The 23,258-nt window shown below is 67.7% G+C and carries 22 protein-coding genes; 10 read left to right on the plus strand and 12 right to left on the minus strand.

What is annotated here, in order from left to right:
- Positions 1 to 15: 15 nt before the first annotated feature.
- A complete protein-coding gene (locus D1832_RS09225; RefSeq protein ID WP_118913622.1) occupies positions 16 to 1,434 on the minus strand; it encodes an LssY C-terminal domain-containing protein in 1,419 nt (472 codons plus the stop codon).
- A 245-nt stretch (positions 1,435 to 1,679) separates the two neighbouring features.
- Here D1832_RS09225 and D1832_RS09230 point away from each other — a divergent pair, with 245 nt between their 5' ends.
- From D1832_RS09230 to D1832_RS09240, 3 genes are all read left to right on the plus strand, one after another.
- Positions 1,680 to 3,230 (plus strand): MDR family MFS transporter, encoded by a 1,551-nt coding sequence (locus D1832_RS09230; protein WP_118913598.1) that lies wholly within the window; start codon positions 1,680 to 1,682, stop codon positions 3,228 to 3,230.
- 161 nt (positions 3,231 to 3,391) lie between these two features.
- Positions 3,392 to 4,555: an acyl-CoA dehydrogenase family protein gene (locus tag D1832_RS09235; RefSeq protein WP_118913599.1), complete on the plus strand. Its 1,164-nt coding sequence runs from the start codon at positions 3,392 to 3,394 to the stop codon at positions 4,553 to 4,555.
- 3 nt (positions 4,556 to 4,558) lie between these two features.
- Positions 4,559 to 5,614, plus strand: coding sequence for an acyl-CoA dehydrogenase family protein (locus D1832_RS09240; RefSeq protein WP_118913600.1), 1,056 nt, complete (start codon positions 4,559 to 4,561; stop codon positions 5,612 to 5,614).
- 68 nt (positions 5,615 to 5,682) lie between these two features.
- Here D1832_RS09240 and D1832_RS09245 read toward each other — a convergent pair whose 3' ends face one another.
- Positions 5,683 to 6,954, minus strand: a complete 1,272-nt coding sequence (locus D1832_RS09245; RefSeq protein WP_241510955.1) for an NAD(P)/FAD-dependent oxidoreductase — start codon at positions 6,952 to 6,954, stop codon at positions 5,683 to 5,685.
- A 233-nt stretch (positions 6,955 to 7,187) separates the two neighbouring features.
- Between D1832_RS09245 and D1832_RS09250 the strand changes: the two genes are divergently transcribed.
- Positions 7,188 to 7,409, plus strand: coding sequence for a hypothetical protein (locus D1832_RS09250; RefSeq protein WP_118913601.1), 222 nt, complete (start codon positions 7,188 to 7,190; stop codon positions 7,407 to 7,409).
- Between the two features lie 29 nt (positions 7,410 to 7,438).
- On the opposite strand, the gene D1832_RS09255 is transcribed toward D1832_RS09250, so the two are convergent.
- The 4 genes from D1832_RS09255 to D1832_RS09270 form a co-directional block, all read right to left on the minus strand.
- Entirely contained in the window at positions 7,439 to 8,020 is a 582-nt protein-coding gene (locus D1832_RS09255; RefSeq protein ID WP_118913602.1) for an asparagine synthase-related protein, read from the minus strand.
- Between the two features lie 142 nt (positions 8,021 to 8,162).
- Complete coding sequence (locus tag D1832_RS09260; protein ID WP_047310908.1) at positions 8,163 to 8,474, minus strand: putative quinol monooxygenase; 312 nt, start codon at positions 8,472 to 8,474, stop codon at positions 8,163 to 8,165.
- Between the two features lie 7 nt (positions 8,475 to 8,481).
- Complete coding sequence (locus D1832_RS09265; RefSeq protein ID WP_118913603.1) at positions 8,482 to 9,030, minus strand: type 1 glutamine amidotransferase domain-containing protein; 549 nt, start codon at positions 9,028 to 9,030, stop codon at positions 8,482 to 8,484.
- 474 nt (positions 9,031 to 9,504) lie between these two features.
- Positions 9,505 to 12,183 carry an excinuclease ABC subunit UvrA gene (locus tag D1832_RS09270; RefSeq protein WP_118913604.1) on the minus strand — a complete coding sequence of 893 codons (2,679 nt, stop codon included), beginning with the start codon at positions 12,181 to 12,183 and terminating at the stop codon, positions 9,505 to 9,507.
- A gap of 225 nt (positions 12,184 to 12,408) precedes the next feature.
- Here D1832_RS09270 and D1832_RS09275 point away from each other — a divergent pair, with 225 nt between their 5' ends.
- The 3 genes from D1832_RS09275 to D1832_RS16210 all read left to right on the plus strand — a co-directional run bounded on the left by D1832_RS09275 (position 12,409) and on the right by D1832_RS16210 (position 14,417).
- Positions 12,409 to 13,602: an alcohol dehydrogenase catalytic domain-containing protein gene (locus D1832_RS09275; protein WP_118913624.1), complete on the plus strand. Its 1,194-nt coding sequence runs from the start codon at positions 12,409 to 12,411 to the stop codon at positions 13,600 to 13,602.
- A gap of 390 nt (positions 13,603 to 13,992) precedes the next feature.
- A complete protein-coding gene (locus D1832_RS16205; RefSeq protein WP_420841329.1) occupies positions 13,993 to 14,253 on the plus strand; it encodes a pyrimidine dimer DNA glycosylase/endonuclease V in 261 nt (86 codons plus the stop codon).
- A complete protein-coding gene (locus D1832_RS16210; protein WP_415557225.1) occupies positions 14,220 to 14,417 on the plus strand; it encodes a hypothetical protein in 198 nt (65 codons plus the stop codon). Before D1832_RS16205 ends, D1832_RS16210 begins: the two co-directional genes overlap by 34 nt.
- Before the next feature lie 96 nt (positions 14,418 to 14,513).
- Here D1832_RS16210 and D1832_RS09285 read toward each other — a convergent pair whose 3' ends face one another.
- From D1832_RS09285 to D1832_RS09305, 5 genes are all read right to left on the minus strand, one after another.
- Positions 14,514 to 14,888 (minus strand): ectoine synthase, encoded by a 375-nt coding sequence (locus D1832_RS09285; RefSeq protein ID WP_118913605.1) that lies wholly within the window; start codon positions 14,886 to 14,888, stop codon positions 14,514 to 14,516.
- Between the two features lie 178 nt (positions 14,889 to 15,066).
- Positions 15,067 to 15,702: a maleylpyruvate isomerase family mycothiol-dependent enzyme gene (locus tag D1832_RS09290; protein ID WP_118913606.1), complete on the minus strand. Its 636-nt coding sequence runs from the start codon at positions 15,700 to 15,702 to the stop codon at positions 15,067 to 15,069.
- Between the two features lie 97 nt (positions 15,703 to 15,799).
- Positions 15,800 to 17,338 (minus strand): sodium/proline symporter PutP, encoded by a 1,539-nt coding sequence (gene putP / locus D1832_RS09295; protein ID WP_118913607.1) that lies wholly within the window; start codon positions 17,336 to 17,338, stop codon positions 15,800 to 15,802.
- Between the two features lie 133 nt (positions 17,339 to 17,471).
- Positions 17,472 to 18,134 carry a HEAT repeat domain-containing protein gene (locus D1832_RS09300; RefSeq protein WP_118913608.1) on the minus strand — a complete coding sequence of 221 codons (663 nt, stop codon included), beginning with the start codon at positions 18,132 to 18,134 and terminating at the stop codon, positions 17,472 to 17,474.
- Between the two features lie 76 nt (positions 18,135 to 18,210).
- On the minus strand, positions 18,211 to 19,875 hold the full coding sequence (locus D1832_RS09305; protein WP_118913625.1) for a nuclease-related domain-containing DEAD/DEAH box helicase: 1,665 nt from the start codon (positions 19,873 to 19,875) through the stop codon (positions 18,211 to 18,213).
- A 437-nt stretch (positions 19,876 to 20,312) separates the two neighbouring features.
- On the opposite strand from D1832_RS09305, the gene D1832_RS09310 reads away from it, so the two are divergent.
- From D1832_RS09310 to D1832_RS09320, 3 genes are all read left to right on the plus strand, one after another.
- The gene (locus D1832_RS09310; RefSeq protein ID WP_118913609.1) at positions 20,313 to 20,564 is read left to right on the plus strand and encodes a hypothetical protein; all 252 of its coding nucleotides are present in this window, start codon (positions 20,313 to 20,315) and stop codon (positions 20,562 to 20,564) included.
- A 45-nt stretch (positions 20,565 to 20,609) separates the two neighbouring features.
- The gene (locus D1832_RS09315; protein ID WP_118913610.1) at positions 20,610 to 21,335 is read left to right on the plus strand and encodes an SDR family oxidoreductase; all 726 of its coding nucleotides are present in this window, start codon (positions 20,610 to 20,612) and stop codon (positions 21,333 to 21,335) included.
- A 114-nt stretch (positions 21,336 to 21,449) separates the two neighbouring features.
- On the plus strand, positions 21,450 to 21,857 hold the full coding sequence (locus tag D1832_RS09320) for an SRPBCC family protein (RefSeq protein WP_206609377.1): 408 nt from the start codon (positions 21,450 to 21,452) through the stop codon (positions 21,855 to 21,857).
- Positions 21,858 to 21,981: 124 nt separating this feature from the next.
- Here the strand turns inward: D1832_RS09320 and D1832_RS09325 are convergent, their stop codons facing one another.
- Positions 21,982 to 22,209: a hypothetical protein gene (locus D1832_RS09325; protein WP_147362661.1), complete on the minus strand. Its 228-nt coding sequence runs from the start codon at positions 22,207 to 22,209 to the stop codon at positions 21,982 to 21,984.
- Positions 22,210 to 23,258 lie beyond the last annotated feature (1,049 nt).

Genomic DNA, 23,258 nt, shown 5'->3' on the forward strand with positions numbered 1-23,258 from the left:
ACGCGGCGAGCGCCGTCAGTCGACGTCCGCGCACTCGGTCTCGGAGCGCCGGTGTTCGACCCACTCACGGGCCGACAGGCTCGTCAGCGCGAACACGATGAGCAGGTCGATGCTGAGGGCCAGCAGCGCCGTCATCGTGGGGCGTCCACCTTGCAGGTACTGCCACATCTGCCACGCCTGGGACGCCGTGACGAGCGCGATCATCGTCAGCCGCGCCCACAGGCCACCGCGGAACGTGCGCCACGCGAGCCAGAGGATGGGCACGTAGGCGAGCACGCTGATCCACAGCGCCGTCGTCTCGGAGACACCAACGGGCACCCTGTTGATGACGTCCGGGCCGCTGTCACCGAGCGCCTCGTGGTCGCGCCACAACAATCCGACCATGGCCAGGAGCGCCGACGCCACCGTCAGGACGAAGGCCGCGACGACCGGGATGGGTCGTCGACCGACCTCCGTCAGCACGTCGCGAGCGCTGTCGCTGTTGGTCGCCTCGAGAGTTCGGTCGCCTGGAGTGGATGTCTGCACCCTCGTGGCGCCGGACGACACCGCATCCGCCGATCCCCCGGCTTCGGGCGCCACCTCCACCTTCTCGAGGTGCAGGGTCGGCAGGTTGCCGTCGGTCTGAACGGCGTCGCCGCCGCCGTTGCGCGAGTGGTAACCCGTGGAGAAGTTCTCGATGACGTGGACGTCGGCCTCCTCGACGGCGTGGAGCACCGTGCCGATGACGTAGTCGCGCTCGACGTCGATGTTGCGGTCGATCTTGTGCGTCACCTGGAGTGTGAACAGCGACAGACCAACCGCGCGGTCGTACGTACCCGAAGCCAACCAGTCGACGCGCGTGCCGCCGGGCAGCAGCCAACCCTCCGGCGTCGGCCAGAACCGCACGTGGTGGCGCTGCGACGGGTTGCCCTCGACCTCCTGCTGGTAGGCGAAAGCCTGCGTCTTGTTGAACAGGACGAGCGGGCTCACGGGCGCCGAGGCATAGCTGCGTCGGGCGAGCGAGGAGTACACGATCCGGGCGCTCGAGGCGAGCGTGACGGGGTCGGCGCGCGTCCAACCCGCACGCGTCATCGCCTCGTGGATCTGCTCCTCGCTGCCCATGACGGCGAGGTTGAGCGGATCGCCGAGCAGGCCGTCACTCGTGCGGCTGCGGCCGATGAAGTAGTCGGGAACGTAGATCGACGTGAGCACACGCTGCAGTCGCGGCAGCGCGAGGTAAGCCATGACGACCCAGAACAGGACGAGGAACAGCAGCAGCGACCACGACCAGCGCACCTCGAGCAGGAGCAGGACGGCGAAGGCGAACGACAGCAGCATGACGAGGACGAAGAAGACGTTCTCCACCCACGCACGCCCCAGATGGCGTCCGCTGCGCTCGATCTTGTCGGGGTGGCGGTAGACCGGCTTTCGCCGTCCCCGGCTGGCCCACGTCATGCGGCCGGTGCTCACACCTCGTCCCTTCCACTGCGCCCAGTCTGCCGGGTCGACGACGGGCGGCGTCGAGCCGTCCGGTGAGGGAACCGTTTCGTGGGGGCGCGACGAAGACCACACGTCACGGCGCGAAAATCGTTCGCTGTGTCGGCGCGCTTCACCGTAGAGTATGAAGCCCGACTTTTCTCTGGACCTCGACGTTCGTCACCTTCGCCGGAATCCACCCTCCACGATGCCGGAGCACCCGTATGCCCGAAACCCCCACGCCATCGGCAACCGCAACCGACGAGATCCCCACCCCCGTGCCGCCGTCCGCCACCAGCGACGAGTTCTCCGAGCACGCGGCCGAGAGCGACGCGGTGAGCGCGCCCGGGGCCCCCGAGCCGGTGGGTGACTACAAGCTCGTGCTGCGCATCCTCACCGTGTCCACCTTCATCGTCATCCTCAACGAGACGATCATGGTCAACGCGATTCCGCAGCTCATGTCGTCGCTCCACGTCACGGCCCACGCCGCGCAGTGGCTCTCGACGGCGTTCATGCTGACGATGGCCGTCGTCATCCCGACGACCGGCTGGATGCTGCAGCGCTTCGAGCGCCGCGCCGTCTTCGCCGCGGCCATGATCTCGTTCGCTCTGGGCACGTTGCTCGCCGCGATCGCGCCGAACTTCGGGGTCATTCTCCTCGGGCGCATCGTGCAGGCGACGGGTACGGCCATCATGATGCCGCTGCTCATGACGACGGTCATGACGATCGTGCCGCTCGCCGAGCGCGGCCGCACGATGGGCAACGTCTCGCTCGCCATCTCGGTGGCACCGGCCCTGGGCCCGACGACGTCGGGGCTCATCCTCCAGTTCGCCTCGTGGCGTTGGCTGTTCCTCCTCGTGCTGCCGCTCGCCGTCGTGTGCGGCGTCATCGGTTTTCGCCTCATGCCGCGCAGCGGATCGCAGGCGGGCGGAACGCTCGACTTCGTCTCGATCCCGTTCGCAGCGGTCGGCTTCGGCGGCCTCATCTACGGCATGAGCCAGTTCGGCGGGCACACGCCGGGAGCCGAGCCCGTCGTCGACCCGTGGGTGGCCGTCATCGTCGGCGCCGCATGCATCGCCGTGCTCGTGTGGCGCCAGCTGCGCCTGGCCCGTAACGGCGGCGCGCCCCTCATGGACCTGCGTGCCCTCGCCTCGCCCGGCTTCGGCATCGCGGTCGCCGTCATGTGCATCGCGATGCTCGCGATGATGGGCACGATGATCCTGCTGCCGCTGTGGCTGCAGGCCACCCGCGGCCTCAGCGTGCTCGAGGCGGGCCTCGTCATGATGCCCGGTGGGCTCATGATGGGTCTGCTCGGCCCGCGTATCGGGCGCCTCTACGACAAGGTCGGGCCGAAGCCCCTCGTCACACCGGGCGCGATGATCGTCGTCGTCGCCACCGCGCTCGGCGGGCTCGTCGCCCCGCACGCCGAGTGGTGGGTCTACCTGTTCATCCACCCGCTGCTCAGCTTGGGCCTCGCGCTCATGTTCACGCCGCTGTTCACCGCGGGTCTCGGTTCGCTGCCGGGTCACCTGTACTCGCACGGCTCGTCGATCCTCGGCACCCTGCAGCAGGTGGCCGCCGGCGCCGGAACGGCACTCGCCGTCACAGTGATGACGTCACGTGCCGAGTCGCTCGCGAAAGCGGGCGAGAACCAGGCCGACGCAGTTTCCGGTGGCGTTTCGCTCGCGATGTGGGTGGCCGCGGGTATCTGCTGCCTCGCCATCGCGCTTACCTTCTTCGTCAAGAAGCCGGCCGAACCTGCCATGGGGCACTGAGCCGAAGCGCTCGCACGAGCGGCCCGGAACGTCCGTCACGGACGCTCCGGGCCGCTTTCGCGTTCCAGGCCGCAGACGGCTTATTGAGCATTGCTCAACAACGGTGTAGACATGGATGAGGGAAGGTTCGCCTTTCGCCTCGAACACACCAGGGAGTCACCGTGGAGCGAAAACTGAGCGAGGAAGACGTCGCGCTGCAGAACGAATTGCGCGTGTTCTTCGAGAACGAGGTGCCGGACCACCTCAAGAACAGCTACATGAAGGACGGAGAAGCCGTCCCCGAGATCCTGCGTGAATCGCAGAAGTTCCTTGACGAGCACAACCTCGCCGCCCCACAGTGGCCCGAAGAGTGGGGTGGCCGCGGCTGGGACGAGCTGCAACTGCACATCTACCGCTCCGAGCTGCAGCGCGCCGGGCTGCCGAGCCCGCTGCCGTTCAACATCAACATGGTCGGGCCGGTCATCGCGGCGTTCGGCTCCCAGGAGCTGAAGGAGCGTTTCCTCCCGAAGACGAAGAGCCTCGAGATCTGGTGGTCCCAGGGCTTCTCCGAGCCGGACTCGGGTTCCGACCTCGCGTCGCTGCGCACCACGGCGGTGCGAGAGGGTGACGAGTGGGTCGTCAACGGTCAGAAGACGTGGACGACGCTCGGGCAGTACGGCGACTGGATCTTCACGCTCGTGCGCACCGACCCGAAGGCCGACAAGCCGCAGAAGGGCATCTCGTTCCTGCTCATCGACATGAAGAGCGAGGGCCTGACGGTCCGTCCGATCAAGCTGATCGACGGCGGCGTCGAGGTCAACGAGGTGTTCTTCGACAACGTGCGCGTGCCCGCCGACCAGCTCGTCGGCCAGGAGAACAAGGGCTGGGACTACGCGAAGTTCCTCCTCGGAAACGAGCGCACGTCCGCCGCGCCCGTCGGCTCGATCAAGGCCGCTCTCGCCCAGGCGAAGCAGCACGCCCGCGAGACCCGCTCGCCGAACGGCACCGCCCTCGACGACCCGCTGCTCGCCGCACGCTTCGCCGAACTCGAGGCCGAGGTCATGGCCCTGGAGCTGACGGTGCTGCGCGTCGCCGGCGACTCGCGTGACGGCCGGCCCGACCCGGCGTCGTCCATCCTCAAGCTGCGCGGAAGCGAACTGCAGCAGGAGGTCTTCGAGCTCATGGTCGACGTCGCCGGCGTCGAAGCGCTCACCTGGCACACGGGTGATTGGGGTGGAGAGACGCTGCCGCGCTACCTCAACTTCCGCAAGGCCTCGATCTACTCGGGATCGAACGAGGTCCAGCGCAACATCATCTCCGGCGGCATTCTCGGACTGAGGGGCTGACTCATGGATTTCAAGCCGAACGAAGAACAGCGCGCGCTGGCCTCGGCCGTGCGCGACATGGCCTCGAGCCTCACGCCGAAGGACGACGGCAACGGCGCCCCCACGGGCCCGCAGCCGTTTGACCCCACCGGGTGGTCGCGCATGGCGGAGATGGGCCTGCTCGGCCTGCCGTTCAGCGAGGACGCAGGCGGTTTCGGCGCCTCGTCGATCGAGGTCGCTCTCGCCGCTTCGGAGCTGGGCAAGGCTCGAGTCGCTTTGCCTTACGCCGACGCCATGGCTGCGGCTGCTGCGCTCGACGCCGCGGGGAGCGACCTGCTGGCCGACGTCATCGGCGGCGAGAAGGTCGCACTCACCGCCTTCGGTGAGAAGGGCGGCGTCTGGGCGCCCGATCAGCCGACGCGCACGGCGACGGGCTCGGGTGACGGCGTCACGCTGAGCGGCGTCGGCGTCGGCAACACCGATCTCAGCGAGGCACATGCGGTCGTCACGACCGCGCTGGCTGACGGCGAACTCGGCGTCTACCTCGTGGAGGCGCCTTCGGTCGACCGGGCCGTCGCGACGTTCGACGGCGCCTCAGCCGTTCGCCTCGGCGGTCGCGAGGTACTCGACGCCGCACTGGCGCTGGGGAACGTCGCTCAGTCGGGCGAGGCGATCGGCGCGATGGAAGCCGCCCTCGGCATGACGGTGGAGTACCTCAAGACGCGCAAGCAGTTCGGGGTGCCGCTCATGACGTTCCAGGCGCTGACGCAGCGCGCGGCCGACATGTACGTCGGCGTCGAGCTGACGCGCAGCGCCGTGCTGTTCGCCGCCATGGCGCTGGCCGAGGAGGTCGACGTCGACGCGGTCTCCCGCGCGAAGTACCTCGTGGGTACCTACGGGCGTCTCATCGGCCAGGAGGCCATCCAGTTGCACGGCGGCATCGGCATGACGGCCGAGTACGCAGTCGGTCACTACACGTCACGCCTCGCATCGATCGAGCGCACCTTCGGTGACACCCGCTACCACCTCGCACGTCTCGCGCAGGGCGTGGGCGACCACGAGTCGGTCGACGTCATCTGACGTTTCACGTGAAACGGTCCGCACCGGTTCGGTGCGGACCGTTTTTCGCGTTCGGCTGTCCGGAGTGGTCAGCGCAGCGGGTCGAGCGGACGCAGTTCGTCGGCAACGCGTCCGGTGACGATCTGTTCGGCGAGAAGTTCGCCTGATAGCGGGCCGAGCGTGATACCCCACATGCCGTGCCCGCCGTTGACGTAGACGCCCGGCACCCGGGTCGCTCCGACAAGCGGCAGGCCGTCGAGCGGCACGGGCCGGTTGCCGCACCACAGGTCGTCGCGCGCCTCCCAGTCGACGCCGGTGAGCAGGTCGCGGCCACTGCGGGCTATGGCGTCGGCGCGGCCCACGTGGAGCGGGTCGTCCGTGTCGCAGAACTCCATCGTGCCGCCGACACGCAGGCCGTCGTCGATCGGCGTGCACGCGATGCGCTCGTACGGGAAGTAGATGGGGTGAGCGACCGGGCGAGCTGCCGGGTCGGTGATGGGCAGCTTGAAGCTGTACCCGCGTCCGGCGCGCACGGGAACCTTCACACCGAAGCCCGCCGTCAGCTCGGGGAGCCACGCGCCCGTGGCGACCACAACGACGTCAGCAGTGAACGGCTCACCCGCGGTCAGGTCGACGCGCACGCCTTCGCGCACGTGCTGGAAAGCGCGCACGTTGGCGCCCGTGATGACACGCCCGCCACGGGCGGTGACGGCGTCCGCCACAGCTTGGGCGTAATCGCCGGGGTTGATGAAGCGCTGCCCGCGAATGCTCACCGCGCGCTGGACGTGCTCGCTGATGATCGGCACCGTGCGGCGCAGGACGTCAGGGCTCGTCTCTTCCGTCTCGAGGTCGAGCCCGGCGCCGCGGATCATGTCGAACTCGTGCTCGAGGCCCGCGGCGTCATCCGGGTTCTTGAAGGCGGCGACGATCGGCGCCTCGTGCGGGGTCGCCTGCACACCACCGCGTTCGAGGGCGGCGTAGGCGCCGATGGCGCGCTGGTTGAGTGGCACGAAGGTGGCCATCGTCCGCTTCCACTGACCCGTCGTGCATCGGCGCGCGAAGCCGAGGAGAAAGCGAGCGAGCGACGGATCCGGCTTGAACGGGACGTAGAGCGGCGAGTCTGGATCAAGCAGCGACTTGAGGCCGTAGTTGAGCACCGACGGGTCGGAAAGCGGCACACACAGGCCCGGGGAGATCCAGCCGGCGTTGCCCCACGAACTGCCGGCGGCCACCCCGGAGCGATCGAGGACGGTGACCTCGACACCGTGTTCCTGAAGGTGCCACGCCGTGGCCAGGCCCACCATGCCAGCGCCGACGACGACGGCGCTCTCGACCGGTCGGTGTGCGGATTCCGTTGCCAACTGAGCCAACTCCCCTTGTTGTCGAAGCTGTTGGTCGACGCCTCATGGGTGTGTGTGCGTGACGTCCGGAGGTCACTCGCGTGCTCGAGCGACCTCTTCAGGCCATGGTGCCGCCCACGGAGCACCTACCGTTCAGTACGGAGGGATCGGGTGGCTTCCACCGCAGGATCGAACCCCGCAGGGTGGGGCGCTCGCCGGTGTTACGCCGCCATCGGCGTGCCACCATGACGAGCATGCGCAGACCGACCGGGTCGACCGGACGCAAGCCGAATTCCGTCTGGATCGTCCAGCACGACGAGTCCCCTCACAACACCGTGCTCGGGGTTTTCGCCACCGCGGACGAGGCGGACGCGTACTCCGACGAGGTCCTCGTGGACTACCCGAACGGGGTCATCACCACCGAGTTCCCCATCGGGTACCGCTACACGGGCGGCACAGTGCGCTACTCGCGCTGAGCCTGGCGCTTCGCACCACGCGCCACGCGTCACGCCGTCGCGAACCGGCCCAGGACGTGCGAGTTCACGCCGGCGAGGCGTGTCGCGAACATCCGCTGGTAGGCGAGTTCTTCGCGGGTGCGCGGCGCGGGCGGGCCGGCGACGCCTTCGTCGGCCCAGTCGTCCTCGGGCACGAGGTGGGCCGCGCGTTCGGTCATGACGTCGGCAGTGCCGCTGCCGTCGCCGAACTGCTCCTTTGGCCTCCACAGCAGATCGTCGGGGAGCCAGCCGGTGAATGCCTCGCGCAGCAGCGCCTTCTCCTGGCCGAGCTCGCCGGGCAGGCGCCACTCGATCGGAATGCAGCCCGCGAGGTCGACGAGGTCGCGGTCGAGGAAGGGCACCCGCGCTTCGAGTCCACGCGCCATCGTCACGCGGTCGCAGCGCTGGAGGTTGAGGTTGTGCAGGCCGCTGATGCCGCGACGCAGTTCGTCGGCGAGGTCGCGGGCCTCGTCGATGTCGCGGTAGTGCGCGTAGCCGGCGAACAGTTCGTCGGCGCCCTCGCCGGTGAGCACGACCTTGACGGTCTCGGCGGTCGTCTCCGCGAGGAGGTAGTTGGGCACGGCGCTGCGCACGAGGGACGGCTCGTAGCCTCGTTCAGGACGGGATCAGCAGCTCCGTCCTGGATTGGCACGTGCGGTGAATCGGCTCCACAGCCGCGGCCACGGCTGTGGAGCCGATCGGGGCCGCACCCCGATGTCAATCGACGCTGATGCTCTAGGCGGTCTCGCCGGGCAGCTTGTACGCGATCACGTCGACGTTCTGGATGCTCGGCTCGGTGCTGAACAGATCAGCTCCCTGCGCAGCGAGTGCCTGCCCGACGCCACCCGAGAGGTGGGTCTGGCGGGCCTCGTCGTCGGGGAACACGTCGAAGATCCCGAAGGTCGATGCGTCGAACTGCAGGGCGAACCAGGCCTGCGTCCCCTCCTCCTGCTCGACGATGGGGCGGGCGCTGCGGAGGAAGTCCGCGACGTCCTGCTCCTTCCCCGGCTTGGCGTGAACGACGACCGACAATGCAACGTTGACCATGTTTTCCTCACTTCTCCTGGCTGAACAGCTCGACCATCGCGGCGTTGAAGGCCGGGAGATCCTCGGGCGAGCGGCTGGTGATCAGGTTCCCGTCGCGCGCCACCTCTTCGTCGACGACGTTCGCTCCGGCATTGCGCAGGTCGGTGCGGATGCTCGGGTACGAGGTCAGCGTCCGACCCTTCGCGACACCGGCCTCGACCAGCGTCCACGGTCCGTGGCAGATCGCGGCGACCGGCTTGTCGGCGACCATGATGTCGCGCACGAATCCGACGGCGTCGGCGTCCATGCGCAGCTGATCGGGGTTGACCGTGCCGCCGGGAAGCAGCAGGGCGTCGTACTCGTCGGCCGAGGCGGACTTCACCAGGGCGTCGACCGAGAACGTTCCGGCCTCGTCCAGGTCGTTCTCGCGGGCCTTGATCTCGCCATCGTGCAGCGAGAGCAGCACGGTCGTGGCCCCGGCGTCCTGAAGCGCCTGTCGCGGCTGCTCGAGCTCCACGCGCTCGACGCCGTCCGCGGCCAGGATCGCGATCCGCTTGCCATGCAATTCGTCTGCCATGTTCTGCTCCGTTCTGCGAGAGATGACGGCTCGCCCGTGGGGGCGAGCCGCACGCCGTCCGTACCGGGCGGCGTGGTTCGGGTGCAGGACGACTCGGGTGCAGTCGTCGTTGCGCTCATCGAGGTACCGGCAGGTGATGGCTGCCGATTCTCGGGCCGGGTGGTGGGGGACGGAGAAGAACCTTCGGCCCGGAGGTCGTCGCTGACGTTCCGCCATCGACGGTGGGGCTTCTTCACCGGGCCTGGCCGAATGTGAGCGTCTGGCCCGTCAGCCAGTGCAGACCTCGTACGTCAGCGACGGGGCGCCCGTGGCCATCTCATCCGGGACGCCGGGACGTCGGGGCACGAGGACGTCGACGACGCCGCAGGACGTCCGGTCAGCGTCGTTCGAGGGTCGCCGATCAGGCGACGCAGCCTGTTCGTCCGATGCGCTCCCTGCGACGAGGTCATCGACCCCGTCGCAGCCGTCCGACGCTCACGTCCGGGAGGCGGCCTCCCGGAGCGCGGCCTCAAGGTACGGTGCCGACGCACCGGCTCCGGACGAGGCGACCTGCGCGGGCGTGCCTGAGGCGACCACCGTGCCGCCATCGTCCCCCGCCCCGGGCCCGAGGTCGATGACGTGGTCCGCCACGGCGACGATGCGCATGTCGAGCTCGACCGCGACGACGGTGTTGCCTGCGTCCACGAGGGTCTGGAGATGCGTCACGAGCCGATCGGAATCGGCGCTGTGCAGCCCGGACGTCGGCTCGTCGAGGACGTAGAGGGTGTCCCCGCGCTGGGATCGCTGGAGCTCGGAGGCGAGCTTCACCCGCTGCGCCTCACCTCCGGACAACTCGGTGGCCGGCTGTCCGAGACGGAGATACCCGAGGCCGACGTCGACCAGCGCCGCGAGCGACCGCATGATGTCGAACTCGCCGTGGAAGAAGTCGTGGGCCTCCTCGACGCTCATGGCGAGGATCTCCGCGATGTTGCGGCCGCGCCAGGCGATCTCCAACGTGCTGGACTGGTAGCGGGTGCCGTGGCAGTCGGGGCACTCGGTGTAGACCGAGGGGAGGAAGAGCAGCTCCACCATGACGGATCCCTCGCCCTTGCAGGTCGGGCAGCGACCGCCGGTGACGTTGAAGGAGAACGTGCCCGCTTTGTACCCGCGAGCGCGAGCCTCGGGCGTCTCCGCGAACCTCCGCCGCACGTGGTCGAACAGGCCCGTATAGGTGGCGACGTTCGAGCGCGGGGTGCGCCCGATGGGCTTCTGGTCGATGCTCACGACGCGGCGCACCCCGTCGACGTCGCCGCGGATCTCTCCCTCGAGCTCGTCGGGCTCGTCCGACAGCAGGAGCTCGTTCCCTTCGGCGGCGTCAGCGTCCTCCGCCTGGTCAGCTCGTCCCTGCCGTTCGTCGAGCAGCGCGGGGAGGGCCTGGCTGACCAGGCTGGACTTGCCTGATCCCGACACTCCGGTGACGGCGGTGAACACCCCGAGCGGGAAGGAGATCGACACGTCGCGCAGGTTGTTGCGCGTGACGTGCTCGAGCTTCAGCCATCCCTGCGGCTCGCGAGGCGTCCGGTGGGGCAGGCCGCTGCCCCCGAAGACGTATCCGCGGGTGACGGACTCCTCCACCTCGGCGAGCCCTTCGTAGGGCCCGCTGTAGACGACGCGGCCGCCGCGCTCACCCGCGCCGGGCCCGATGTCGACCAGCCAGTCGGCGTGCCGCATCACGTCCACCGAATGCTCCACCACGAACAGGCTGTTGCCCCGGCGCTTGAGCCCGTCGAGGATGCCGAGCAGCGCGCTGACGTCCTGCGGATGAAGCCCAGCGGACGGCTCATCGAGCACATAGACCACACCGAACAGCTCGGAGGTCAGCTGGGTCGCGAGTCGCAGTCGCTGCAGCTCCCCGCCGGAGAGCGTGGGTGTAGTGCGGTCCAAGGACAGGTACCCCAGACCGAGATCGATGATCGGCCGCAGTCTGTTGACGAGTTCCGCGCCCAATCGCGCTGTCGCTGCCAGCTTCTCGACCGAGCGGTCAGGCGCCGGGATCACGCCGTCGGCGGCCGCGGGCGCTGATCCCGCGGAGTCGGCCCGCTGCCCGGCGTCGCGTCGGGCAGCCCGGCCACCGGTGCTGCCCGCCGAATCGGCCCTGTCGAGAGCGCTGGTGGCCCGTTCGACCGCCCGGTCGATCAGCGTCGAGAGCTCCGCGAGGGGCAGAGCGGAGAGATCGGCGATGTCGAGGCCGTCGAACGTCACGGACAGGGCCTCCGGCTTCAGCCGCTTCCCATGGCAGGCAGGGCAGGGAGCAACCGTGAGGAACTGCGCCACGCGCCGTTTCATCGATCCGCTCTTGGTGTTCGCGAACGTGTCCAGGACGTACCGACGAGCTCCGACGAAGGTGCCCGAGTAGCTCGGTTCCACGCCTGCCGCGGTCGCGGCCTGCGCCTCGGAGAGCGTGAGCCGCGAGTGGACCGGGACGTACGGCGTCTCGTCCGTGTAGAGGATCCAGTCCCGCTCCTCCTTCGGCAGGTCCTTCCAGGGCACATCGACGTCGTAGCCGAGTGCGACGAGCACATCGCGCAGCTGATGACCGTGCCAGGCCGTCGGCCAGGAGGCGATGGCCCGCTCGCGGATCGTCAGTGAGGGGTCCGGCACCATCGTGTCCTCGGTGACCTCGTACACCCGGCCGATGCCGTGGCACTCCGGGCATGCGCCCTGCACGGTGTTGGCGGAGAAGTCCTCGGCGTAGAGCATCGGCTGGTCATCGGGGTAGTGGCCGGTCCGGGAGTAGAGCATGCGCACCAGTGACGAGAGCGTGGTGATGCTGCCTACTGAGGACCGCGCGCTGCGGCCCCCGCGCTGCTGCTGAAGAGCGACGGCCGGCGGCATGCCCGTGATGGAATCGACGTCCGGGACGCCTGCCTGGTCGATGAGGCGACGGGCGTAGGGGGCGACGGACTCGAGATAACGGCGCTGGGACTCCGCGAACAGGGTTCCGAACGCCAGAGACGACTTCCCCGAGCCGGAGACCCCGGTGAACACCACCAGTGCGTCGCGGGGCACCGTGAGGTCGATGTCCTGAAGGTTGTGCTCGCGTGCGCCGAGAACCTGCACGTCGGGCTGAACAGGTGTGGAGTCCGACGGTGCGGACCTGCGTGCTTCGACCATGCCGGCGACACTAGCAACGCGTTCCACCGATCGGTCGGAGCACGGCCCCGTCCTCCACGGCCCACCTGCCCGTGGCGCCTGTCGCCGCAGCGGCGGCAGGCGCCAGGGTGGAGCACGAGGCTCCGTTCGTCCTATGCTCGAAACGACCCGAGGTCGCGGACGACGGGCATCCATATGACCGTGGCACTTCCGCGACCGGGCCATCCCCAACTGGAGGAGATCGTCATGGCAAGCAGCAACCGCGCCGTCGTGTTCCAGAACGTCAAGGACATGCGCGTCGAGACCCTCGACTTCCCGAAGCTCGAGATGCCGAACGGCAAGAGCGCCCCGCACGGGGTCATCCTCAAGATCGTCGCCACCAACATCTGCGGCTCCGACCTGCACATCTACCGCGGTTCCTTCCCCGTCCCCCAGGGCATGGTGATGGGGCACGAGATGACCGGCGAGGTCGTTGAGATCGGCTCCGACGTCGAATTCCTCTCCGAAGGCGACCTGGTCTCGGTTCCCTTCAACGTCGCCTGCGGCCGATGCCGCAACTGTCGTGCCCGCCACACCGAGGTGTGCGAGACCGTGAACCCCGACGTGTCCTGCGGCGCCTACGGGTTCAACCTGGGTGATTTCCAGGGTGGGCAGGCGGAGTACCTGTTCGTCCCCTACGCCGACTTCCAGCTGCTCCGCTTCCCGGACAAGGACCAGGCCATGGAGAAGATCCGTGACCTCGCCCTGCTCTCGGACATCCTGCCCACCGCGTTCCACGGCCTCATGGAGGCCGGGGCGAAGCCCGGCTCGACCGTCTACATCGCCGGCGCCGGACCTGTGGGACGCTGTGGCGCCGCAGCAGCCCGGCTCCTGGGCGCTTCCTGCATCATCGTTGGTGACTACCACCAGGACCGGCTGGACCTGATGAAGAACAACGGCTGCGAGACCATCGACCTCAACCAGGACGTGCCGCTGACCGATCAGATCGAGGCCATCCTCGGCGAACCCATGGTGGACTGCGCCGTCGACTACGTCGGCAACGAAGCCCACGGGATCGGCCGCGAGGCCAAGGACATGAGCCCGGCCCACGCCATCAACCAGGTCATGGACGCCACCCGCGCAGGCGGTGCCACCGGCATCGTCGGCGTCTACGGCCCCGACCCGCTGGCCTCCTCCAAGGCCGAGCAGGAAGGCACCTACCCGCTCGACTTCGGCAAGGCGTGGATCAAGTCGCCTCGGATCTCCGGCGGCCAGGCCCCGATCATGCACTACAACCGTGAGCTGATGATGTCGATCCTGTGGGACCGCATGCCCTACCTCAGCGACATGCTCAACACCAAGGTCATCAGCCTCGACGAGGCCCCCGACGCCTACGCGAAGTTCGATACCGGTGTCTCGGAGAAGTTCATCATCGATCCCCACGGCATGATCCCCGCCTGATCCCGGGCCGTCATGCACCCGGCCCGCGATCGTTGCTCCAGCGGCGGTCGCGGGCCGGCTCTGTGCACGGATCCTTCGCCGATCCCGTCCTGGACGATGCCCGGGGCGGGCCTGGCGCCGGTGGGGCCAGCATGCCGGAGCTTCAGCGGCGGTGACGAGTGCGTAGGGGGTGTGATCGGGAAAGACGGGGGCAGGTCGCTGCAACGCTCCTGACGCCCCTCACCCCCCCGATTCGGATCGCATCGCGGGGCGAGGGGGGGACGATCACTGGTGCCAGGGCCGTCGGCTCGCGCACGTCGCGGAGGGACCGGTGTCACCGGCGCCGGTTCAAGCGCAAGGACTGGCTGTGACGCCCGCGTCGCCGCGGCTCACCTGGCGGCAGGAGTAGCCGTGCGCCTGTGGAGCCTGCACCCCTCCCAGCTCGATCGTCGCGCGCTCGAGGCCGGTTGGCGCGAGGCGCTGCTCGCGCAGAAGGTGCTCGCCGGTGGGACGCGCGGATACACGCATCGCCCGCAGCTGCAACGGTTTCGGCGACCGACGACCCGCTCGTCGCTATCGCGACCTACCTGCATGCCCTCGCCGATGACGCCCGCGGCTATTCGTTCGACCGTCCCCGCGTGTCACGCCCCGCCGATGAGGGCCTCCGCCTGAGCGTCACCGCCGGCCAACTCGACTACGAGTGGCAGCACCTGCGTGCGAAGGTCGAGACTCGCGACCCGGAGTGGTTCGAGGCGGTCGTCGTCACCGCGCGCCCAAAACCGCACCCGTCGTTCGACGTCGTGCCCGGCGACGTCGAGCCCTGGGAAGTTCGCTGACGCCGAACGAGAACGAGCACCGCACCCGCGCGCTGCGCGACGGTGAGGTGCTCGCCCTCGTCGGCGAACGCCGAGTCCGACGTCCGCTGGCTCCGATCAGTAGGAGCTGAACCCGTCAGGGCTGAGCGTGTGCTTCTCGTTGCCGGTGATCGGCGGGTTGAAGATGCTGAGCAGTTCCATGTCCTCGTGCTCGGAGGCCCGCAGGTAGTGCGGGTCGTGGTTGTCGAGGACGTAGACCGTGCCCGGCGTGATCTCGTAGACGTTGCCGTTCGTGTCCTCCACGTTGCCCGAACCCGAGATGCAGTAACAGGATTCGAGGTGGTTGCGGTACTCGAGCTTCGACTCGGTGCCTGCACGCACGAGGGTGCGGGCGATCGCGTAGCCCATCTTGTCGCCCTCGGTGACGAGGCGGTGGCTCGTGCCACTTCCCCACTCGACGGCTTCGACTTCTTCCATGGAGCGCGTGAACATTCATTCCTCCTCAGGTCGTCAGCCCCGCAGGAAATCAAGCTCTCGCGCAAGCCGCTTCGGCGCGCTGGCAGGGCCGGTGAAAGTTCGTGCTCGCGTTCCACCATGCCAAGCTCGGCGGCAGAACCCCAGCCGATTGGCAATATTGGTTGACGTTTGGCATGATGCCCCTTCGCCTTCGTCAGGCTGTCGCGCGGCCCAACTCCACGAGGCGCGCAACACCCGCACCACTCAACCCCTCCGTGCGAGGTGCCCGGCCCGTCGCCACCATGAGCAGGTCGAGCGCAGAGCCTTCGACGACCGGCCCGTCGCCAGCGGAGAAGTCTGCGTCCGTGGCGACCAACCGAACGTCACCCAACAACTCCTTGGCCCCGTCGAAGCGCTGCGGGGTATGCAGTTGATAGTCCAGCGCGTCGAGAACGGACGCGACGGGATAGTCACGCTCGATACCCAAAGGGCGTCGGATGTCCTCTCCGTGCGCGATCTCCTCGACGAGGCGGCTCGCCTTCGGCGCGGGCGGTCCGGAACGCCGGGAGGCGACGTCACGCAACCTCTGGAGCGTCTCCTCCGGCGACGAACCCTTCGCAGCAGCGACGCCGTTCGCGTTCTGCCGGTCGAAGTCGAACCGCGCCTTGGCCATGGCGACGACCAGCCGCAGCGGGGTCGTCCTCGCATTGTCGACGAGGTGAGCCGCCACGTCGTGGATCGTCCACCCGGCCGCGAGCGACGGCTGCTCCCAGGCCTGCGCGGGCAGACCTGCGAGGTCGGCGATGAGCGTCCGACGCTCGTCATGGACACGACTCCAGATGTCACTCATGCGAGCAACCTACCGGCTGACTCCGACATCCCCGCTGACGCCGATCGGCGCGCAACCCGATGCAGGTTGCGCGCCGATCGATTCGTAACGGAACGGGTCAGGCCTTGGCGGCCAGTTCCTCGTCCGTACGCGGCGAGCGGTGCAGACGCAGCATCTCGTCGTAGGTGTCGGTGACCTCCTTGGACGGCGCCGGCGTCACGAGCGAGACGACGATGGCCGCGAGCAGGCCGAGGAGGAAGCCCGGCACCATCTCGTAGAGGTGCTGGTCGCCGAACAGGCCCCACTTGGTGTCGAGCTCGAACTTGCCCCAGACGAAGGAGACGACCGCACCCGTCACGAGGCCCACGAGGGCGCCCTGACGATTGAGGCGGCGCCAGAACAGCGACAGCAGAACGAGAGGACCGAACGCCGAACCGAAGCCGGCCCACGCGAACGCGACGAGCTCGAGGATCGAGTCGTTGCGCTGCATCGCGAGCAGCATCGCGACGACGGCAACGATGCCGACGCCGGCGCGACCGGCCCACAGCTGCTGGTTCGCCGTCATCGGACGGCTCTGACGGATGCCGGCAAGGTCCTCGACGAGCGCGGAACTCGTGACGACGAGCTGGCTCGAGATCGTCGACATGATGGCGGCGAGCACGGCGGCGAGCAGGAAGCCCGCGACGGCCGGGTGGAACACCTGCTGGGCGAGGTCGAGGAAGACGGTCTCACCCTTCTTCGTGTCGGTGAGGTGCGCGTCCTTGTGCTTCTGGAAGTATGCGAGGCCCGCGAGCGCCGTGAAGATCGCGCCGAGGACGCACAGGAGCATCCAGCCGATACCGATGACGGTGCCGACCTTGGCGTCCTTCGAGCTGCGCAGCGCCATGAAGCGCACGATGATGTGCGGCTGACCGAAGTAGCCGAGGCCCCACGCGAGCGACGAGACGACACCGATGAAGGTGGCGGACGCCGTCAGGGAGGTGAACTCGGGCTTGATCTGGCTGACGGTGTCGAACATCTCGCCCGGGCCCCCGACAGCGAACATCGCGATGAGCGGAACGACGATGAGCGACGCGAGCATGATGAGGCCCTGCACCATGTCGGTGTAGGTGGCGCCGAGGAAGCCACCGAACAGGGTGTACGCGAGCGTCACGCCGGCGACGAGGAACATGCCGAGCATGTAGTTGCCACCGAACGTCGACTCGAAGTACGTGCCGCCGGCGACCATGCCGGAAGCCACGTAGAACGTGAAGAAAACAAGCGTGACGAGGCCCGCGGCGACGCGCAGGGCGCGGCTACGGTCGTCCACACGATTCTCGAAGAAGCTCGGGATGGTGATGGAGTTCTTCGCCAGAGCCGTGTACTCACGAAGGCGCGGGGCGATGAACAGCCAGTTGACGGCCGCACCGATGAGCAGGCCGATGGCGATCCACGACTCGACGAGGCCGCTCATGTAGAGCGCGCCCGGCAGGCCCATGAGGAGCCAGCCGGACATGTCCGAGGCTCCGGCGGACATGGCCGCGGTGAACGGCCCGAGGCGACGGCCGCCGAGCATGTAGTCGTCACCGTCGTTGGTGCGGCGGAAGGCGAACAGGCCGATGGCCAGCATCGCGCCGAAATAGATCGTCAGCGCGATGATTTTGTACGTGGTGTCCATGGGGATCTCTCATAAGGCAGAAACGAACTTCTCCCAGAGAATCAGGCATCATGGCGCAGATCACACTTCACACGCCCGAAAGGGCGAATCGTTATAAGCCCGTTGGGTGAGCGTGTGCGCCTCGAGGGGTGAGTCAGCCCGTCGCGCCGCCCATGGCGATGATGCGTTTGGCCTCCTCGAGGGCCCCGGCGAAGGCGAGGTCGGGGCGCGTGCGCATCAGTTCCGTGGCGCGGGCGTGCTCCGCGACGGCGGACTCAGGGCTCTTCATGGCGGCTTGAACGGGCGTGACGGCAGGCTCGCCGAGGCCGAGCAACGCGACGCTCAGGGCCATGCGGACGCCGTCGTCACCGCGGCCGAGTTCCTTGACGAGCTCGCCGGTGAGGGCGCTCACCTCGTCGTCGGGGACGAGGGCAGCCGCGGCGCGCCAGGCGGTGCGGGCGAGGTCGTCGTCGGGGTCGTGGAGGAGGTCGGCGGTGATCCACGGCCAGGCACGGCGGTCGCCGATCTTCGACAGGGTGTGGACGGCCTGGGTGCGCGCGAAGAGGTTCTTCGAGGCGAGTTCACGCTGCAGGCGCGGCAGGACGTCGTCGGCCGGCAGGCGCGTGAGCGCCCAGGAGAGGTTCTCGCGGACGAAGAAGTCGGGTTCGACTCCGCACCGGCGCACGAGGGGCTCGACGAGGCTCGGATGCGGGTGGGTGCCCGCCGCGAGGGCTGCGCGCAGTCGCAGCGACTCGTCCTGCGACTCGAGCGCCCGGGCGATGCTGGCGGCGTAATCGTGCTCTTCGGCTGAACTCACGCGACCCAGTAGACACGAACGCGGCCGACGATCCCACCGGCGAGTGACGCGGAGACGTCAGGTTGTGCACGAAATATCACGCACAACCTGACACTTTCGCGATCAATCGGCCGCACCCGAGCCGCGCCGCGACGCCTGGGCCGCCGATCTCGGCGATGACGTCCGGGTCGCCGACGACGATGAGCTGCTCGGTTGCACGTGACATGCCGACGTAAAGGCGTTCGCGGGCGCGTTCCTGGCCGACCTTCTCGTTGACGCACAGGATGACGACGCGACGCTCGAGCCCCTTGCAGCCGAGCACGTGGCCGTAGAAGACGTCGTCGCCGTCCCAGAACGAACGCCAATACCCTTCCTGGCCGAGCGATTCCTGCTGTTCGACCTGGACGGGGTGGCGCCGACCGGTGGTGAGCAACGCGATGTCGGTGGCTTCCCAACCGTCCTCGAAGAGGCTGTCGACGACGTCGTCCGCGGCATTGATCGCCTCGTCCGACGTGCACCGGACGAGTTCCACGTCGGGGCCGGAGTCGCCGCCGGCGTACATGCGCGCCGGCGCGAGGGGACGGAACGCCTCGGCGATCTGTTTGGTGTTGCGTAGGTTGCGGTCGAGAACGAGCGGCACGAGCGCCATCGGCGGGCGACCGAAGCGATCGAAGACCCGCTGGTTCTCGTCGGAGTAGACGTAGAGGCCGCCCTGGTCGGGGTCGCGTAGGAGCGCGACGACGGGCTGCCACCACAGGTCGGCGAAGTCCTGCGCCTCGTCGACGACAAAGGAGTCGAACCTCTTACCGTCGGGCAACTCGGCGGCCTTTGCGGCGATCTGCTCCGGCAGCTCGCGCTCCCAGAAGTCGGGGTTGTCGCGAGCGCCGAACTCGTCGATGCCGCAGTAGCGTCCGAGCTCCTCGAAGGTGCCGACGAACGCGGGACGCTGGCGTCGCGGCCAGGTCTCAGTGAGCCGCTTGAAGTGGGCGGCGAGGCCGATCGAGTAACAGACGAGGGCGACGCGCTGCGCGGGCGATTCCGCACTGCCGCGCGCGAGTTCGCGCGCCTGGGCGAGGGCGAGCACGGTCTTGCCACTACCGGCACCGCCCCGAACTTCGACGCGGTTGAGCAGGCGCGTCACCTTGAGCAGAGTGGCCTGCTCGGCGGTGAGTCGTTCGGCGCGCGCTTCGTGTTCGGCGGCGAGGGCGACGACGTCACGCACGGGAAGGCTGCGTCCCGCGAGGATCTCGCGGAGGAGGTCACACTGCGCCGCGCTCGGCACGGCCAGGTCGCCCTTGCGCGCGGCTGCTTCGAGCCGAGCGGTGAGGTCGTCCATGTCTCGGCGGCCGTGGACGGCCCAGCGCGGGCTCTCAGGGGCGGCGAAGTCGTCGGCGAAGTCGGTGTACGGAGCGATGAGCGCCTTCGTCCAGCGCACGCGGCCGCCGGACCACCGCGGGTCCTCCTCGACATAGCGCCGCAGTTCGTAGAGGCCGTCGGAGACCTGGCCCATGGGATCGATGCTGCGTGTCTGCCCACCGGAGGTGAGCCACCAGCCACCGTCCTCGTAGTAGACGCTGCCGCCCTTGACTTCGGCAACGACGATGCCCGCGTCTGGGATGAGGACGACGAGATCGACCTCGTGGTCGCGCCGCTCCGTCATGAGGCGCACGTTGGCGACGACCTGCCAGTCGGGCGGCATCGCATCGGTCAACGTCTGCCAGACGTGGCGTTCAGATTCGGTGGTGAACGTCGGCGTCGTCATCGTCACCTCGGGCGTCGTCGGGGCGGACGCCCGGCACGGCGCGTCCCGACAACCAGTCTCACCGACGCGCTGACGCGGTGGGTGGAGTTCACGCTGAACCGGCCGATGGGTTGGCTGACGCCGAAAGGTCAGGTTGTGCACGAAACATCACGCACAACCTGACCTTTTCACGGTCAGTCAGCCGACCCGATGTCGAGATGCGCCGTACTTTGCACACGACACGCCTCGAACATTGCACACATGGGCCGGGAGCAACACACCTGCGCAAACTCGAGGCAGACCGGCTCTGGAAGCGTTCAGGCAACTCGTGCGATGAAAGCAGTCGGCTCGAACGGATCGTCTCCGTCGAAACGCCAGCTCCGTCGATCCGCGTATCTGATCGGTACGACTTGTACTGACCGGCCGTCGTCCTCGTCTTCGTCAGCGGCGCTCTGGGCATGGCAGCGACCCCTCCGCTGCAGACGGTCGTCCTCGATCGCGCCTCTGATGCGCCGACCCTGACTTCGGCGATCGATATCGGCTCGTTCAACTTCGGAAACCCATTGGCTGTGTGGCTCGCTGGCGCCGCCATCGGGGCCGGTTTCGGGTACGCCTCGGTCAACATCGTCGGCGCTATGATGACCGCAGCAGGGTTGGCCCTTGCCTTTGTCACCCTGCGACTGGACGCGCGCGAGCGTCGCCACATCTGATCCCCGCATAACGCGTCTCATTGCCGCAACGCAAGGGAGAACCCCATGAGTACCACCCTGCCCCTGGCCAGCCAGAACATCCTCATCATCGGCGGTGCGCGCGATATCGGGTTCGCCATCGCGAACGCCATCCACGAAGCAGGCGCAACACCTGTCATCGGTGCTCGCGACCTGGTGAAAGGGCGCGAGGCCGCTGAGCGGATCCCCGGAGCGCGAGCTGTCAGGATCGACATCACCGACGAAGACAGCATCGTGCGCGCTCTGGACGAGGTCGGACCACTCGATCACATCGTCACCACCGCGTCTGCGCATCACAACGTGCCGGTCTCGCAGCTCGACCACGACCATGTCGTCTCCGCCTTCGAGGCCAAGGTGATCGGTCCGATGTTGCTGGCGAAGCATGCAGCCAAGAGGGTTCGCCCCGACGGCAGCCTTCTGCTGTTCTCCGGCGTCGCCGCGCGGAACCCGTCGCCCGGATACGCCGTCATGGGCATCACGAACGGGGCGGTCACCTACGCCGTCACGCATCTCGCAAAGGAGCTCGCTCCCATCAGGGTCAACGCGATCTCGCCCGGCATCATCGATTCCGGCAGCTGGGATGCGATGGGAGACAACGCGAAGCACGAATTTCTCAAGGACTCCGGGCGCGCGACCCTGGTCGGCCGAGTGGGGCGGAACGACGACATCGCACGTGCCGTCCTGTGGCTGCTCGAAGGGTCGTTCGTAACCGGCGAGACCATCCACGTCGACGGCGGCGCACGCATCGCCTGACCATCCGGCAAGACCAACCACCTCAACGAGGTAAACGACCAGGGGGAAGCGTGTTTGAAGTCATCGACTGGCCCGAGGAGATGCTGCCCAGCCCTTCACCCATCCACTTCACGAATGAGATTGATGGCAGCCGGCACCGAACAGGTGTGGGCCACACTCACCGAAACCTCGAAGTGGCAGCACCTCTACCCTTCGGTCGAAGAACTGAGTCTCGAAGACGGCGGCGCGACTCTCTCTGAGGGGACGAAGTTCGAGGCGAACCTCGCAGGGCAGGACATGCGCTGTGTCGTCCATGAGTTCGATACCGAGCGCTATCGCCTCGCCTGGTACGCCTTCCCCAAGGCCTCCGACGAGTCGCGCTGCTACCACGCATGGATCCTGACTCCGAGTGCGAAGGGCACTCACATCTGGACCGAGGAAACCGTGCAGGGGCCGCTGTGGATCAAGGAAGCCAAGAAGGCCCCGGACATCTTCTGGCGCACGCACGAAAAGCTGCTGGCCCAGCTCGACAGCAGGTCTTGACAGAAGGGGGCGTCTTCTAGCCTTTCTGACCGGCGGCGTTAATCAATCGTGCGACGGGCAGCGCGAACGGATCGTCCCCGTCGAAACGGCCAGCTCCGTCGATCAGCGTGTCTGATCGCTTCGGCTAGACGGCCTTGGAAGCGCCGGAGTCGATGCCGACCTCATCGCCAAGGGCGACCGCGAAGCCTTGCTGCCACTCGTCAATGACGAGCATGCTCACGTGCCGCTCGCGAGGCTCTATGAGGCCGAAGGGCTCGGGCTTCTCCCAAGGGCGAGCGTCGGTCCTCTCGCTATGGCCGAATCGCACGCCAAGCGGGATGCCCCCAGGACGAGAATAGAAACCGCCAGTCATGTCCGACATACTTCCGGTAGGCGCCGACAACCACCCCCAGACGCCGTGGCTCCGGCATTAGGGATCCACGCTTAACCCGGTGATCTTTCGCGGTCTCTGGCCCCACCTGCGAGGCTGGTCCTTCCAAAACTCGCGGGCGCTACGCCGAAAGAGGAAGCCGGCCCACACGCTCAGTGCGCCGACGACGATCGTATTCAGCGTCGTCTATAGCGGAGGCCGGGTCAGGCTTCGAGAACACTCGCCTGCCCACCGCCCGCGAGGTCGCCCATCGTGAGGTGATTCCATTGGAATCACCTCACAGTCCACTAGCGGCGCTGTGACCCGCTTTCGTTGGCGGGATGACAGTACCGCCGAGCAAAGTGTGACACAGGTCAGGTTCTCGCAGATATTGCCCGCGATAGGGATTAGAACTTTCGCCGGGCGTGTTGAGAGGGTCCGCCGAGCAGGAACTCGACAACCAGACGGACCCTCGACTAGGAAATGGCTAGTTTCCTAGGTGTTGCCGCAGAAGGTCGCCCAGCAAGGAGCCTTCTGCTAGTGCTACACCTTGCAGGAACTTCCAAACAAGAGCCTGGAGATGCCTTCGCATCTCTGGGCTCTTGCCCTGTTCGCAGGACTTCGCACCGACTGGTTGTTTCGACTTGATGTCCACATCCAGTCCTCCTTCCTCCTCGGAGGAATTTGCGCCCGCAGGCACCTATCCGAGGTTCTGGGTGTGGGCCAGGAGGAATTCGTGAGCTCAACGTATTTTCGCGAAAGGACCTTCGCAACCATGTCGGCGACGGAATCGCTGCGGCCAGTGGTGGCGCGGAAAAGTCGGTGCAACACGTCGATCGGGGACCCGCCGCAGAAGCTGAAATCACAGGGTCTGCCAGCCCGGCTGGCGCCTAGCTGTACTGACCGGGGATGTTGATCGACCGGCTATGCGCGAGCCAGCGACGTCCTCGTGCGGTCAAGTCCCGGGTAGTGGTGTAGCGCTGCGTTCCTTCGTTGGGGTTGTTCAGGCGGTGATTGCGGGCAGGTCGTCAGCTCCGATCTGGGGTTCGGTG

This window comes from Dermacoccus abyssi (assembly GCF_003515945.1).
Lineage (GTDB): Bacteria > Actinomycetota > Actinomycetes > Actinomycetales > Dermatophilaceae > Dermacoccus > Dermacoccus abyssi.

Bases quoted from the DNA above. Each gene is read 5' to 3' on its own strand.
- D1832_RS09225 (WP_118913622.1), bottom strand. From the start codon at position 1,434: ATGACGTGGGCCAGCCGGGGACGGCGAAAGCCGGTCTACCGCCACCCC.
- D1832_RS09230 (WP_118913598.1), top strand. From the start codon at position 1,680: ATGCCCGAAACCCCCACGCCATCGGCAACCGCAACCGACGAGATCCCC.
- D1832_RS09240 (WP_118913600.1), top strand. From the start codon at position 4,559: ATGGATTTCAAGCCGAACGAAGAACAGCGCGCGCTGGCCTCGGCCGTG.
- D1832_RS09250 (WP_118913601.1), top strand. From the start codon at position 7,188: ATGCGCAGACCGACCGGGTCGACCGGACGCAAGCCGAATTCCGTCTGG.
- D1832_RS09260 (WP_047310908.1), bottom strand. From the start codon at position 8,474: ATGGTCAACGTTGCATTGTCGGTCGTCGTTCACGCCAAGCCGGGGAAG.
- D1832_RS09265 (WP_118913603.1), bottom strand. From the start codon at position 9,030: ATGGCAGACGAATTGCATGGCAAGCGGATCGCGATCCTGGCCGCGGAC.
- D1832_RS09270 (WP_118913604.1), bottom strand. From the start codon at position 12,183: ATGGTCGAAGCACGCAGGTCCGCACCGTCGGACTCCACACCTGTTCAG.
- D1832_RS09275 (WP_118913624.1), top strand. From the start codon at position 12,409: ATGGCAAGCAGCAACCGCGCCGTCGTGTTCCAGAACGTCAAGGACATG.
- D1832_RS09285 (WP_118913605.1), bottom strand. From the start codon at position 14,888: ATGTTCACGCGCTCCATGGAAGAAGTCGAAGCCGTCGAGTGGGGAAGT.
- D1832_RS09290 (WP_118913606.1), bottom strand. From the start codon at position 15,702: ATGAGTGACATCTGGAGTCGTGTCCATGACGAGCGTCGGACGCTCATC.
- putP (WP_118913607.1), bottom strand. From the start codon at position 17,338: ATGGACACCACGTACAAAATCATCGCGCTGACGATCTATTTCGGCGCG.
- D1832_RS09305 (WP_118913625.1), bottom strand. From the start codon at position 19,875: ATGACGACGCCGACGTTCACCACCGAATCTGAACGCCACGTCTGGCAG.
- D1832_RS09310 (WP_118913609.1), top strand. From the start codon at position 20,313: ATGGCAGCGACCCCTCCGCTGCAGACGGTCGTCCTCGATCGCGCCTCT.
- D1832_RS09315 (WP_118913610.1), top strand. From the start codon at position 20,610: ATGAGTACCACCCTGCCCCTGGCCAGCCAGAACATCCTCATCATCGGC.
- D1832_RS09320 (WP_206609377.1), top strand. From the start codon at position 21,450: ATGAGATTGATGGCAGCCGGCACCGAACAGGTGTGGGCCACACTCACC.
- D1832_RS09325 (WP_147362661.1), bottom strand. From the start codon at position 22,209: ATGACTGGCGGTTTCTATTCTCGTCCTGGGGGCATCCCGCTTGGCGTG.